5 protein-coding genes are annotated in these 15291 nt (G+C 35.9%); all 5 read right to left on the bottom strand.

The genetic code is table 11. The features are described from left to right. Positions 1-140 precede the first annotated feature (140 nt). The 5 genes from LNP81_RS23390 to LNP81_RS23410 all read right to left on the bottom strand — a co-directional run bounded on the left by LNP81_RS23390 (position 141) and on the right by LNP81_RS23410 (position 15284). Positions 141-1628, bottom strand: coding sequence for an RHS repeat domain-containing protein (locus tag LNP81_RS23390; protein WP_230039677.1), 1488 nt, complete (start codon positions 1626-1628; stop codon positions 141-143). A 480-nt stretch (positions 1629-2108) separates the two neighbouring features. After that, positions 2109-2798, bottom strand: a complete 690-nt coding sequence (locus LNP81_RS23395) for a hypothetical protein (protein ID WP_230039678.1) — start codon at positions 2796-2798, stop codon at positions 2109-2111. 96 nt (positions 2799-2894) lie between these two features. Beyond that, positions 2895-3401 carry a hypothetical protein gene (locus LNP81_RS23400; protein WP_230039679.1) on the bottom strand — a complete coding sequence of 169 codons (507 nt, stop codon included), beginning with the start codon at positions 3399-3401 and terminating at the stop codon, positions 2895-2897. A gap of 3 nt (positions 3402-3404) precedes the next feature. Beyond that, positions 3405-13235 (bottom strand): SpvB/TcaC N-terminal domain-containing protein, encoded by a 9831-nt coding sequence (locus tag LNP81_RS23405; RefSeq protein WP_230039680.1) that lies wholly within the window; start codon positions 13233-13235, stop codon positions 3405-3407. Positions 13236-13319: 84 nt separating this feature from the next. After that, positions 13320-15284 carry a T9SS type A sorting domain-containing protein gene (locus LNP81_RS23410; protein ID WP_230039681.1) on the bottom strand — a complete coding sequence of 655 codons (1965 nt, stop codon included), beginning with the start codon at positions 15282-15284 and terminating at the stop codon, positions 13320-13322. Between the last annotated feature and the right edge of the window lie 7 nt (positions 15285-15291).

Here is a 15291-nt window from a genome sequence, read left to right on the forward strand (position 1 = left end):
AAAGCGCCGACAATTATAAAAAATAACCAATATTTTTTGACAGATTCAAGATTTGGATTATTTGACTTTCTAATAATAAACCCAACGATTATACTTACTACAGGTAATAACAACCTCAATATTTCTTTTACTTCCATTTTTTAATTTATTACACCTAATATTAAGAAAATAAGTCCGAGTATAAATAACAATATCTTCAGTGCAAAGTTTTTTACAGGTCTAACTGTATTATCATAATTGTTTAAAAGCTCACCTCTCTTTTTAACTTTATTATTCCGCCACCAAATATCGTATTTATATAACAAGAACACACACACAAAACAAACAAAACTCTTTAATAAATATTCATAATCCATAATTTTAATCTTTTGATTCTTTATCTTTTGATTCAACAATTTTTTAGCTATACCTAATTTCACATCTGCTCCCTTAATAAGTATATCTTTACCATTTTTAATTACCTCTGCAGCCTCTGTGGTTATATCAGGAGTTGGCCCAGGTATAACTCTATCTAGTCCCTTACTTACAATTTTACCTGCAATAAACCACCCAACTTCATTTTCAGTTTTCGAAATAGCTTTATCGGTATCACCTGCTATTGCAGTAACACCTATTTCTAAAATAGAACCTAGTAAAGCTATTCCTTCTCCTTCTCCTTCTGCTGCAACTGCCAAACCAGGTGCTGCACCAACTCCTGCAAATGCTGAGCCAACAACTGCACCGCCATATCCAACATAGGCAATTTTATCTCCAGTATCTTGCATGTTGTCCGCAATTTTTAAAAGATCTTTCTTATTGTTTTTCACCCATTTCTGACCATCTTTTAATGTTTGCTTAGTCGATTTAACAACATTATTTTTTGTTTGAGTAGCAGTTTTTTTGACTTCATTATATGTTTGAGATACAGATTTTTTAGCATCATTGTATGACTTCGTTATCGTCTTTTTTGCTTCATTATAAGTTTTTTTAATATTACTCCAAGAGGGTAAGTCTGGCCAATTTCCATCAGGATCAGTTAAATTTATCGGATTATTAAAGGCATAAGAATATGGCGAATATTCTAGACCTCGCTCTGTTAATGGATCAACATTTAACCATAAACTAGTCTTCATATCCAAATACCTAGCCCCATAGTACGATAAATTCGTCTCACGATCCAATTCTTTCCCATTAAACAAATAAGGCGAAGAAAAAGAGGATGCGTGCTCTTCAAATAAAATTTCTCCAAAAGCAATATACTCCACATGTTGTGAAATAGAACCATTTCGGGATGTAATATACGAAGTGCTTCCTAAATGATCAGGATGAAAGTAAAAAATATCATTCTCCGGCAAACCAATTCCTGTAAATCCTTCACCAGGCCTAACTGTAGTGGGTTCTATCGGTGGGCCAAATTGTACCGGTGGCCCTGGTACATCTCCCGGTGCATTAAAGATAGGGTTTCGTGGCCAGCCTTCCGGCGGTTCCTGATTTTCTTCAACAGGTTTTATTACTGCTGTTGGGTAAGGATCTCCTGTAAATTCTGGTGTAGCGTAAATACCCTGTTGTGTTGGAGGTCCAGGAGGAACTCCTAAACTTTTTAGATAGGTATCTAATGCTTTTTGTTGTTCGGCTGTTAGCTTGGGCATTGTTCCAAAAAAAAGGCAAAAAGTAATTTATATTTTTTTGCTTTTTGACCTAAAAAAACTCGCCATTACTGACGAGTTTTGACTTTTTACTCTTTGTCGATGCGCTTTGTGGGCACGAAAAGAATTTCCGCGCTATCGTTGCGCATATCCAAGCGATCGGGCTTCGATGTAGATTATTCATTTTTACTAAGGAGATAATCAAGTCATTGCAGTTATCGTTTAACAAATTTGGTCAATAAATAAATTCCAACTACCAGTATTTGTACTAAAGTAATAACTTCAAGATAAAAAAACCATAGCAAAGCTGAGCCTTCTTTACTTTGACAAAAGTATTTATAGTATAATATACTGCTATATAAAATGAATATTCCACTATTGATTAAGAATTTTTTTTTATTGTGTTTACTTGAAAAAATTATTAGTACAAAACACAAAATAGAGCTGATGTATAATATTTGATTATCATTCATATTTATTATTTTAGTTTGAGCCGCTAGTTATTACTGGTCTATCACGTTTCCCTGCATCTTTATTATATTTATTATAAGCCGCCTTTACCTCATTCAATAAGTTAGACTTCTTCTTATTATTGTTTAATACATTTAAAATAAAATTTAATTCATTATTATAAGTACTATTTCCGTGTTGGTCAAAGGCATTGGTTTCTGCTGATTCCACGTTAACTACATTTCCAGTTCCATCATCACCCGAAAGATAATCTCCAACATGACTAATATTTACATTTTTAGAACCATTATCTTTATAATCAATACTATTAGACTGGTGCGGAGCTAAATTTACTGAATATTCGATAATATTCCCTGCACCATAAGCAAACTCAATACCTTCTTTTTTAGCTAAATTTGCAATTTCAGCACTTACCCCATCCATATAGCCTTTCCCAAAAGCACTACCTCTACTATGAGTGATAAATTGTATTTGTTCTGTGATTTTTCCACCCTTCATTGTTTTCTTCATTCTAGCATATATAGAAGCCGCATCAGCTTTACCTTTTATTAATCCAGCCTTAATTCTTGTACTTGCACTAAATCCTTGATCTCCATCGACATATTTAAATGATGATTGAGAATAGCCGGTCTGTTTTGAAATAGTTGAACGTATTTTTGAATTCCAATATGAAGAACTTGCTCTTTCACTATCTCCGCCCACTTTTCCATTTACTAATATTGGAAATTTTCCATCGGGATCAATAAAACTTATTGGGTTACTAAAACTAAAAACATATCCTCCATAGTTTGGTTATTTCTATTTCTTGTTTTTTCTCTCTATAACATAAACACCTCGAGTAAGTCTAGTTTCGTGAGTAATAATACGAGCCATTGACTCACCATTTTTATCTATCGCACCATTTTCAATTATGACTTCATCTGTAATAATACCATCAAAAAAATTTAAGCCCAATTTATCAAATTTGATATTGTATAATGGAATCATTTTATTTGTTTCTGCTACAAACGTGTCTTTTACTATTCTTTTTAAATATTCTACATCATAATTTTTGTCATAGGTTCTTAGAAAAGAGTAAAATATAAATCTAGCTTTTTTGACATCATTAAACTTTTTAGTAATTGTATCTAAATCACTTTTATAATCTATTTTGCCATCATATTTTTCATTGATATATACCGTATCAGGAAAAACAAGAACTGCTTCGTCATTATTTTTAGTGTTATTTTCTTGATTTACATCTTTTTTACAAGATAGCAATGCTAAAAAAAAACAACTAACTACTAATATCATCCTTTTTTTCATAATTTATTCTTTATAATAATCTATTCTTTTTTGAAGTTCTTGATTGTTAGTCTTTGCTTTTTGCTCGGCTCTCATTCGATTTAATTTATTCATTTTATTAATAACACCTGCTTTAGACTTGTTAACTGTAGTATCTCTAGTTTTCGTATTGACTTCTGATTGATTCCAACCTTCAGTTCCTGTTGCACTATTACTTTCTACTTTCATATCAATCATCTCGTTACCCGAATCATTCACACTGGTTGTAGAAGTTGGCGCTGGAGCAGAAGTTGCATTACTTTCTTTTTTAAATGGATTGCTGCCATCTGGAGCCGCTCCTGGTAACGTAGTTTCTGGTCCGAAAACATCCATTGCAAAAACCATAAAAACAGTCATATCCTCTGATTGAACATTCCTCCCTCCTTGCGGAGTGGTCATTGCTCCCTCTTTTCCTCCTTCAACTGTAAAGTTAACTCCATAACCGCTTCCTTTTTCTGCTTTCTCAGGTTTAGACCTTCTAATTGGATTACTTGGAGTGATAGCATCTAAAACAGCCTTAGATTTTTGTTGCACATATTTTTTAGTATTTGAAACTAAGTTATCTACTTTCTTATTTATATAATTTCTAGCCACTGATTTTGCTCGATTTATTAAACTATTTCCCCAACTTGGTAAATCTGGCCAGTTACCATCTGGATCTGTGAAGTTAATTGGATTATTAAACGAATAGACATAACTACCTACACTTAAATCATTTTCTCCTTCCTTATCTAAGCTGAGCCACAAACTAGTCTTCATATCCAAATACCTAGCCCCGTAATAACTCAAATTCGTTTCTCTATCAAGTTCCTTCCCATTAAACAAATAAGGCGACGAAAAAGAACTAGAATGCTCTTCAAACAAAACTTCACCAAAAGCAATATATTCTACATGCTGACTAATGCTTCCGTTTTTGGTGGTAATATACGAAGTACTTCCCAAATGATCCGGATGAAAATAAAAAATATCATTCTCGGGTAGACCAATTCCTGTAAATCCTTCACCTGGCTTAACCGTTGCAGGTTCGACCGGAGGACCAAATTGTGCCGGTGGTCCCGGAACATCTCCCGGAGCATTAAAAATTGGGTTTCTTGGCCAGCCTTCCGGTGGTTCCTGATTTTCTTCCACAGGTTTTATCACCGCTGTTGGGTAAGGATCTCCAGTAAACTCAGGTGTCGCATAAATACCCTGTTGTGTTGGAGGCCCCGGAGGAACTCCCAAACTTTTTACATACGTATCTAATGCTTTTTGTTGTTCTGCTGTTAGCTTGGTGTAGTTTACACCTCCCGCAGTAATACCTAGAGGCTGCGCAAAAGTTCCATTTCCTAATTTACTTACGATACGTCCTGCACCTTCAAAATAATGTTTGGTAAATTTACCCTTGCTAATAACAAAATAAGGAGAAACGTATCCTGTGTAATCATCGGTATGCACAATTGTTGCTGCTGTTTCTCCGTTAATGGCTACGTTTTGCGAATCTCCAGAGCTTTTAATGACTCTTTCTCCCCCTGCGTCATATGTAAACTGATGAATTCTACCATTATCATTAATACCTGATAAACGGTTTTCTTCGTCCCAGGTCATTTTTCTGAAACTTTTTTCTTCGGTATAACTCGTTGGGTTTCCGTTGCCATCGTACCCATATTGGCGTGGCTCTGATTTTCCTGTTTCAGCAATCTTGTTTGGTGCATTAGGATGCAGCTCGTTATCGTAATTATAATCTAATACATAACCCTTTTGCTCGTTGTTTACGGTGTGAACCAAATCTTTCTTAGTGATATTGTGCATTTTGTTATAGCTCATATTTAGCTCATAACTTGCCTTGGTAAACTCACCCTGATAGGTTGCCTTTGCCGATTTTAATCTATAAAAATCATCATATTGGTATTCATGGTTCGAAGTTCCGCCCAAGGTATTGTTTACTACAGGAGCAACATTTTTAATCCCTAAAACATTCCCAACCAAATCATAACCGTACGAATTGTTCATGACCTGTCTGGTTTCGCTCTTTACCTGCAATTGTTGTAATCTTCTCATTACAGCATCGTAGGTATAGTTGGTCTCAGTTTCGTTTCCGTATTTTAGGTATTTACGCTGCTCAAACTCATCATAACTCAATTGTTTGATGTAATCGTACGTATGGCTTTCTTTTTTACCCTGCATACTTTGCAGGTTTCCTGCACGGTTATAGGTATAGTCCACAAACTCGCCATCCGGATAAGTCATTTTCTGAATTCTGTTCCAGGTATCGTATTCGTATTGCGAAATATACGTTTGCACATCTGTAGGTGTTATACGAAGTGTACGGATTTCTTTTTCGATCTCTCCTAATTTTCCGTAAAAAAATTCCTGTCCTCCACTCGCATCCTGCACAAACCATAATCTGCCACGGCGTGATGCTGTTCCATCAGCCTTACCGTAATTGTACTGTACATTATTCTGAGGATTTTTAGGATATTTTATCGTTTCTAAACGGTTGTAATTATATACATATTCGATAGCACCACCATTTGGTACTGTATTTTTAATATCCTGTGTAATGCGTGATATTAAATTACCTGCCAAATCATATTGCATGGTGGTTGTTCCCGCATCAGGATGTGTAAATTCAACTCGTCGGCCTAACCAGTCGTAACTGCTTTTGGTAATATGATCCATCGCATCGGTTACTTTTATGATTTCTCCTAAAGCATTGGTCTCAAACTTGGTCACTAAATCATTTTGCATACTGGCCATATTTTGCCTTTTAGCGTCCATATAGGTTTGGCTTATTTTATTTAAAGCATCGGTTTGTGTGGTACGTAAAACTTGCACTCCCTCGTAATTATCTAAAACAAAAGCTGTGCTATTGGAACTTCCGTCAGGTAACGTAACTTTTACAGCACGTCCTACTTCGTCATATTCTGTTTTGGTTGGCGCAACGGTTGATACTGCTGTACTAAAATTGTTATCTACGGTAGTCGTCGTCGTTGGATAATAACTGGTTGTTGGTCTTCCTAAACCGTCATAAATAATTTTTCCGGAAACGATTTGCGCTTCCTGATCTGCACTTCCGGCTTGTGTAAATAAACTGGCTGTTTTCTTCACCTGCAAAGCTCTTCCTATTCCATCAGTATAGGTAAAAGTTTCAATATCTTTATCGAGTTCCGGATCATAGTTTTTAGTTTTAGCATACGGCACTTTCGCTTGCGGAAAATATTCATACGCTATTGTGTATGGCTTACCTGAAGCAATTTCATAGGGTGCTTTAATAGTTGCAATACGACCAATTCCATCTAATGTATAAAGCGTAATTTGATCATTGCGGTCGGTTGTTTTTATAGGTATTCCAAAACGATAATTGTATTCCATTTTGTTTCGGTATCCAAATGCATCTTTTATATCGGTCATATATTGATGATTCTCTGTATCATAAATATAATCCAATGTCATACGCTGTCCTTTGTGATTGGCCGGGCCTGTTATTTTTTGTAGGTTTCCGTATGTATCATAGGCAATATCAGTAAGTGCTATTTTATCTGCCGCGCTGTAATTTTTTATTTGTGTAACTTCGGCTGTTGTCGTATTGATAGTTGTCCCTCTTTTACGACGTAAACCTTCTGTTGTAAATACTTCCAATTGTTTTGGTATTCCACCATAATAAGGCGTTGTACTCTCGTAATAGCTTATTTTTGCTGTTACTTTATCAGTAGCAGAACCATTGCCTAAATCTTCATATTGCGTAATGTTTCCGTTGGCATCATAAGTGTTAAACGTATTGGTTTCCAGATAATCGCTTCCGCCTTCGTATACTTTTTGATTGGTATGAATAACTCCAACAAAAATACGTCTGTCATCACAAGAAGGTAAATTCAATTCTGATACTGAAACACTTGCCTGCGTTGCTACATCTGTAAAACTATATTCGTTTTCAGATTCCTGACGCATTTTATTATTTTTATCTAAGCTATAACTACGCTTTAAAAGATTTTTACGGAAATAATCCTGATTGTAAAATTCCTGAACTGTAGTTGAAAAAACCGAATTATCAGCTGCATCAATTTGTTGCTGACTTATTTTTCCGAAACCGTAAAATTCTCTTTCACGACGATCGTAATAACCATCTTCGTATCTGAATTTAGCTATTGAATGATCGATACCATCGCCTACATGTCCGTCAAATACATCTACGGATTGTAACACCCATTTGGCTGAAGGATTTTCGTAGCTTGGTTTAGTTAGTTCATAATCTACCACATAACTATTTCCTGCACCATTGGTAACACCTTTAAGTTTATTGGTTCTTTTGATATTCGAAAGTTGTACGGTAAGGTTATTATCATCTCTGGAAACGATGTAATCCATATTTCCATCGCCATCGATGTCTGTAAAAGTTCCTTCAGAACGACTGGTACTCCATCCTTTACTTTCTCCGATAGTTGGCACTAATCTAAGAGGAAAGAAAGGTATCGGAATGGGGATTTCAAAAGTAATATTGGCACTCATTCCGTAACTAACGGATTTATTCTGCTGCATCTCGGTATATCTAGGATAATCAACAGGGGCTGCAAAAGAATTCCCCATATTAAGTGATACGAGCATTCTATTACCCACGTATTTAATTTTATCGGCCAGACCATCACCGTTGATATCCAAAAACGAATCTATTCCGTCAGATTCTGATCGTGCATAATTTGCACCTCCTGAAATAGAGGCTTTTTTTATACTAAAACCTAATCCTAAACTCCAGTCTGTAGAACTTCCTTTATTTAATGAATTTAAGGCGTTCCAATTTTCAGCCGGCAAAAATCCGTAACCTGTATTCAAAAATACATCTCCTGAACTGGTAATTTTATCGGGTAATCCATCTCCGTTAATATCACTATGAATCATGGTAGATTCGTCTTCACCAGATCCTACAGATGCATTAATGGATCCTGCTATTTTCTCCCCTGCTTTTTTTGCTTTATCAGTACTTACGTCTGCTGCCGTTTGTGGTTTTACTTCGGGTTTATTTGTCGTTTTAGTGCTGCTGTTTGCTACTGCTCCGTGACTATAACTTCCATCTGTATTAACTCCTTCTGAACTTGTCTTAGAATGACTAAAATTATTTCCTAAATCAATAACTTCTTCTGAAATTTTTCCTAAAGGTAGTGTCAACTGTACATTGCTTCCCCTTATATAATCAGGAAAACGGTCCCCATTAAAATCGCTCATGGTTTGTGTTACATCAGAGTCACCATCAATAGATTTACTGATACCGAGACCAGCGGGTCCAACAGAAACTCCTGCAGATATACTTTCACTTTTGCTCACGCTAATCATATCAAGGGCACTCGTACTTCCTCCTTGTAAATTTGGAAGAGAGAAATCCATGTAGTCCGTAATATCGTCTTCTCCTAATCTGGAAGTTCCTATTGTGATATCTTTTATATATATACCTTGTTCCAGACCTTCCCACTTTGCTTTTGCATAAGAAGACTGTAAGGATACAAAATAGGTTTTAGACATTTCGTAATCGGTATCTTTATAGCTATCTGGATCCTGACTATTTAAGTTAGGTTCAGAACCATAGGCATCTGATTGCTTTAACTGTGATTGATCGATTGTATCTGATGCCAGATTTCCGTTAATAACAAATCCTCCCCATTGACGGTGATGCAATCCCATTGTTATTTCGTCAGCATTTAAAAGGCTGTAAATTCCAAAATCGTCTGTTGCACTATTCCATATTACATCATCAGTAAGATCGGCTACATCTTTCAAATCCGTAACCTGAACCTGAATATTTAATGCATTTGCTTTTGGATAATTACGAAGTATATTTATAGATTCGGGATTGGAAATTGTTACTTCTAACTGAATAGGAACTCCGGATATTGCTGAAGGATAATCAACAGCATTGTCAAAAGCATTTATAACTTCTGTTAAAGTGCCTGTTGTCAGTTTATATCGTTTACGAGCCAGTAAAACATTGTTTTGTTTTGCCGAAACAATAACATCTCCATTATAATTATTTAATGGACCCGGAGGAAACGCTGATGCCAGAACTAAATCCTGAGGTAATATGTTTAATTTTACTTTTCCATTTACTGTCGAAGTAATTCCTGGAATATCATAATTCCCGGCTCTTTTAGCATACAATAAATGTGACACTTCCATAGGGGTTTCTTCAATTTCTCCTCCCGGAAATACGGGTACTATAATAGTTGGAGCGAATGAAATGCTATGCCAGTTAATATTAGTTTGGGTTTCTAAAGCAATACTGACCTGAGTTTCTTTTTCAAATGAAGGTAAGTTTACAGACGCTAAGTCAAATGATGCTACTTCATTAGACAGGAAAGTCTTTTCGAATACTACCACCGGAGCATTTGTCTGGTCAAGATACGATTTTGTAATGCGTAATGTAATATGATCTGAAGTAACTGGTTTATTTAATATCCCTTTAAGAATAATATTTCCTGCCACAGGTATTACTTTCCCTGCATTACTACTGCTGAAAAAATCGGCACCAGCTTCATATACAGCCAGCGAATATAAATTAGCGTCTTTTAATCCTGCTATTACCGTTACACTCGATGTAATCTGATTTCCATTAGCATCTCTGTCATATTTATTCATCTGAGAATACGTAATCACAGGATCCCAAACAGCAGTATCAAAACTTCCATCTTTTATAGAACTTACCCTAAAATATAATCTTTCACCTTTAGTAACTGTAATATTATTATCAGTTTTTGTTTTTGGACCAACATCGTTAGCATCTATCGACTGATTCCATAAAAGCTGATTTCCTTTTTGAAAATACAAACGAACTCCATCCGCCTTTTCATCACCTGCATTATTTACATATTCGCTTCGTTTTTTTATTCCTTCAGGACTTACATCTTTAATTAATTGATATTTATGAGAAACGCTAATAGTCCCTGTTACAGGAGCTTCCCACATGCGTACTACATCGTGCAGCGGATTTTGTTTTTCTATTTCTTCCTGAGATAAAGTAGAAGATCCCGGAATTGTTATCGTACCACCTCCCGCAACCGGAGAAGGAGTTCCTGAACTAGTCCTATCAAATGTAGGAACACCGTCAACTAATCTATTGTAATATACTTGTCCGTTTTTTACATAGTCAACTAAGCCATCGCCATTAAAATCCATAAAGTAGGATTTCGTTTTATTGGTGGTACGCAGTTTGTCGTATCCAACATTTCCAATACTGATAATGGCATCAACACCCCAATTGAAGGAAGATGTTTTAGAAAGTCCTAAATTGCTAATATTAATCTCTTTCGCCTCACCAAAACCATTTTGACCTGATCCAGCTAAATTTTTACGATAAAAAACACCATTTTTATTTTTAAAAACCTTGTCCGGCAATCCGTCACCATCTAGATCTTCAAGCGTTACGGCGGTTTCTGAGTTTCCTATACCGTTTCCACCGTGCGCCCCTATAGTATTGCTTTTTAAGCTTCCATATCCGGAACCCAATCCTATACCAATTCTATAGTTAATTCCAATGTTTTCACCCTCAGTACTACTTACTAAAGAGTGTTTTCCAGAATATAATACATCACTAAAAGAAGGTATTGAATTATTAGTTAAGTTATCACTCGGCACACTCCAACTCTGCTCCGGCCCAAAAGGATTATATTTCCCTGAAGCATCACGAATATCATCAAAATAATCCAGCGTATTGGTGTAAAATAATTTTGATTCAGAATCATATTCAGAAATCGATTCAAGCAATGTTTTCTTAAAAGCGCCTTCTTTATATTTTAGCTCATAACTGCGAATCATATCGCTTTTGTAGCGTACTTCGATTTTGCGTAATAACTGGTTGTTAAGTTGTTTGAAACCTAATCTTGCCGAAAGCTGAACATCTGCACGGTTGGCTTCACCTAAATCTGAGTTTTTTACAAAAGTAACGTTGTAGTTTCCTTTTTGGGAACCAAAACCTGTATAGTATACTTTTTTAAGATAGAGTTCTCCGTCTTTTTTATCGTATTCGTATTCAACTGTATTTCCTTTTAAATCAACCTGAAGACATAGTGCCCAATGCCCGATATTTCCGGATCCATCCTGTAAAATTGCATCGGTTGAAAGTCCTGATGCGTTTCCTCCGTAATAACTTGCTACTCCACTTTTATCCCTTACGACCCAATAATAATTTTTAGGAGATGATCCTTTACGGATAATTTGCTGGAATGCTCCTTCTCGTCTTGGGTAAAATTGTTTGTCGGTTGTTCTTCCCACCCATTCGGCCCTGTGCGAATTGGGGATTAATTGTTCTCCGGCTATTGCATAGGTTTCGGTTTCTTTTGATGCATCATATCGTGGTGCTCCCCAACGGGTTTCGATACTTACTGCAGGAGCCGAAATATCCCAGCCCATACCTGCCCAACTATGACCGCCATCGCTATCATATTGAAGGTTAAATGAAGGTTGCATCCCGCCTCTTCCGTTTGGAATTACGATTGAAAATCCTGTACTTGCTGTTCCTCTTCCGTTTGCCGAAGGTGGCGCAATAGACTGAATTCCAACCAGCGGACTCGCCGCTTTTAAATCTTTTATGCTTGTTGGTGTATACCCTGAAGTTTCAGGAGATTCCGGCATTTTTATAATTCCGGCAATAAAATCGGTAAAATGAGTGGTTTTGGCCTTAATAATTCCTTGTTTGATATCCAAAGAATCTTTGGTTACTTCCTGCCATAATCTTTTATTTTCATCAAAATAAAATACGTTAATGTCTTTCTCTGTATAACCTTCCGGAATTGTTTTTTTATCGTACGGTAATGACAATGTTACGGCTTTCTCAAAAATGGTTCCGTGTGGCAATAACCTGAAACCTGCATTAGTTCCCGTAACGTTTACCATGGCAGAATTTAGCGGAGCAATATCTATTTTTCTTAAACCACTTACTGAAACTTTTACATTACTTTTTAAAGCTCCAACAGGAAAAACGGCCGAAAACGCCTTGTAATCTAATGTGTTTACAGTTTCAAAGTTGATGGTTTTAGCAATACGTTCTTTCGCATTTTCCAGTGGTCTGTAACCCGGAACTTTCAAAAATTGATTGAGTTCTAATTTTTCATTTACTATAACTCCGGTAGCCGTTTCTTTGGTTACCAAAATAGATTTTCCCGTAGTTGCCGCGTCCAAAACCAATTCGAATTCGGGTTGGTTGACATCAATGGAAATTCCACCAATAGTCATTTTTCTAATCTGAGAAGGAAAATTGGTTCCTTTGATATAAAGTTTGTTATCTGATTTTAATAAAGTAAAATCAGTCGAAGCCAGAGCGGTTTTATAAACAATACGAACATTTTTTATTCGGTACGAATTTGAAATTCCTTCAGGAGCCGTAAACAATAAAACGTTGTCTCCTTCTCGCAATGATTTTTCTGAAAGCAACTCCGATTGTTTGCTCCAGTGGTTATTTTGCGATACAAATTGTCCTCCAATACTAGCTTGGTTGTTTAAACTTCTCGAAATAGAAGCTGCCTGATCATATCCGTACAATTCATATTCCAGATACGCATTTTCTTCCTGAGATGGCAAAGCATCTACTTTAAGATGAAAAACATTATCATAGGCATCATCAACATCAGATTCATCCTTTATTCCTATAATACCTTCGGCAATATCTGCACTAAATGATTTTGTGTTTTTAGTTTCGTTTTTAAGAATCGCTATCGAATCTGCTTTTGCTTTTTCAATAACCAATTCGTTCTCAGTATTACCTTGAGTAAATAAAGAGGCTATTTTGTACGGACCAAAATTGGCGGCAAACAAAAAAGAACCTATTAAAAATACCAGTATTATAATTTTATTTTTCATAAAGCAGGGGTAATCAATTATGGGGCAATCTGTTTATTTTTTTCAAGTTGTATTCGTACTATCTTTTGATCAGATAAGTTTGAATTACTTCACAATCACTTTGAAAGTTTTGGTTCCGAAATCTGAACTTACGGTCACTAAATACATTCCTGAAGCACTTTTTATAACATCTTCATACAAATAGGTTTCGATTTGGCTGAATTGTTTTTGTTTTAAAAGTGAACCGGTTGGCGTATAAATACTAATGTTGGCATTTGTCTTTTTAGGGAATTGCATTGCAACAGAAAAATGACCGTCTGTAGTTGGGTTCGGGTATAAAATAAGTACGCTTGAATTTGTTATTTCTTTTCCATCAGTAGCAACGGCAATTTTGGTAGCGGTTTTACATTCCTGATTGTTTACCAATCTAAGTTCATATGCTCCCGGTTGATCGATGAGTATTTTTGGATTATTATCTAAAAAATCACCTTCGTAAAACCATTGGTATTCATAATTTCCTTCTGGTAAACCAGCACTGGCATCAAGAGCCAGGGCATTTCCGTCTTTCAATAAATAATCTGATTTCAGGTTCGGGAATGTTCCTTGTTTATCAGCCACAAAAACAGTTTCTGAGTACAAATTTCCTTTTGCATCCCTTACGATATAATCATAAGTTCCTGATGAAAGCTGTACTCCTGTTGCACTTTTTGCAGCCTGATTCCATTGTTTTACCGCAAGTTCACTGCCTTCTTTTTTTACCGTAACGGTAAATGGGGCCTCGCCGCCTTCTATAGAGTAATTTAATTGTCCTGATCCTGAAACACCACAAGTTGCCTCTGTAATCCAGACACGGCTAAACATTTCCGGGGCGACTTTCAGCGTAAATTTGGCTTTGCCAGATTTTTGTTTGTCCCAGTTAAAATCATTCAATACCAGTTTTTCCTGACTCGAAGTACTGGCTAACTTAATATATTCTGAATCTTTTTCGTCATAAGTTCCTTTCCCGGAATAGTCTACTAACAACCAGTAATACGTATCTTTTGGTAAAGTTCCTTTTATGAATTTTGGATTTAATGTCCAGTCAAGACTTAAATCGGTCGGGTTGGTAAAATCCAGCTGCCACTCTTTGGCGATTCCAATAGGTTCTCCCTGCTCCTGTTTTTTTACCAGAAGATTTTTTCCGTTATCACTCCAAAAAGCAAAATAATTATCCGGAATAGTATTCGTTTTACTTTTAAGTCCAATAGTCAGGAGTCCTTCATCGACCATATTACTGCTTTTGGGCTGCAATAATCCGCTGGCATTATCACGCCCTACTGCGGTAATCGAATTTTCAAATCCTTTATGCTGATTGATATCCCAAATGGTCTGACCTTTACTATTAAGATAATTTTTGATATCAAACTGGGAAAGTGAAATACCATATTTTACCGCCAGATAACTTGCCACTTTTTGAGTTTCAAGACCTGACAAAACCCTGTTGTACACCAAAATCTCGCTGATGTTTCCTTTGAATTCTTCGGGTGGTAATTTATCAAATTTTGACTTCTGTCCAATAGTCAGCAACGATAACTTTGCAACACTATCCGTAACATTTTGCTGAAAGAAATGAATATTGGCTTTATTGGGTTTTATTTTCTCCTGATAGGTTTGATAGGAATATTTTTTTAGATCGACTAACCGTTTATTGGTCGCTACAGAAAGTGTTTTTTTTGTATCGTTTATGGTCCATAAAAATTGTTCTTTCAAACTGTCTTTTACTTTATACACCATAAAAAGGGTTTGCTTTCTTTTGCTTTCAATTCCCAGAGGTAAAATCAGGGAATCCTGTTTGCTGTCAAAAACAATACTTGGATTAAAATTAAAAACAGCTCCATTATGTTTTCGTCCTGATATTTTGGCTTCCTTCTTTGTCAGACTTTCCCAATAATAAGCCTCACCATTATTTTGGGATTTAATCCAAAATTGTGGTTCTTCAACTAATCCGGGCACTGCTTTTTGCTGGGAAAAAATTAAATTACTCGTTAATAAGGTTACAAAAGCAGCTATTAAAAAAATCTTTCTGTACATAATTTTA

This window comes from Flavobacterium piscisymbiosum, from assembly GCF_020905295.1.
Taxonomy (GTDB): domain Bacteria; phylum Bacteroidota; class Bacteroidia; order Flavobacteriales; family Flavobacteriaceae; genus Flavobacterium; species Flavobacterium piscisymbiosum.